The sequence below is a fragment of the Cellulomonas pasadenensis genome (assembly GCF_047229365.1).
In the GTDB taxonomy this organism is placed as follows: domain Bacteria; phylum Actinomycetota; class Actinomycetes; order Actinomycetales; family Cellulomonadaceae; genus Cellulomonas.
Genome location: NZ_JBFTEP010000300.1, coordinates 1 through 505, shown reverse-complemented (window position 1 = coordinate 505; position 505 = coordinate 1). Strand labels below are relative to the sequence as shown.

The 505-nt window shown below is 84.0% G+C and carries 1 pseudogene; it reads left to right on the top strand.

The window, feature by feature from the left end:
- Nucleotides 1-423 (top strand): annotated as a pseudogene (locus tag AB6N23_RS18570) (primosomal protein N'); the annotation flags it as partial.
- Between the last annotated feature and the right edge of the window lie 82 nt (nucleotides 424-505).

The window sequence follows — 505 nt, the reverse complement described above, 5'->3', positions numbered from 1 at the left end:
GCGCTGGTGCGCCCCGCGGCCGAGGGCGGGCAGGTGCTGCTCGTCGGCGACGGGCTCGTGCGGCCGACGCAGGCGCTCGTCCGGTGGGACCCGGCGGGCCTGGCGTCGCGGGAGCTCGCCGAGCGTGCGGAGCTGCGGCTGCCGCCCGCGGTGCGGGTCACCGCGGTGACGGGTGCCCGCGACGCGGTCGGCGCCGTGCTCGCGCGCGTCGACGTGCCGGGCCTCGAGGTCCTCGGCCCGGTGCCCGTCGACGCCGCCGACGGGAGCCCGACGCTCGACCCCGAGGTGCGCGCGCTGCTGCGCGTCCCGGTTCCCGCCGGGCGCGCGCTCGCGCACGCCGTCGCCGCGTCCGTCGCGGTCCGCAGCGCGCGGCGGGAGGGGGGCGCCGTCCGCGTCGAGGTGGACCCGGCGGACGTCGTCTGACGCCCGCCGCGCGGACGGTCGGGCGGGGTGCGGGGCGCCGGCGCGCGGGCGCGCGGCGCGGACGCGGTGCCCGGCGCGGGCG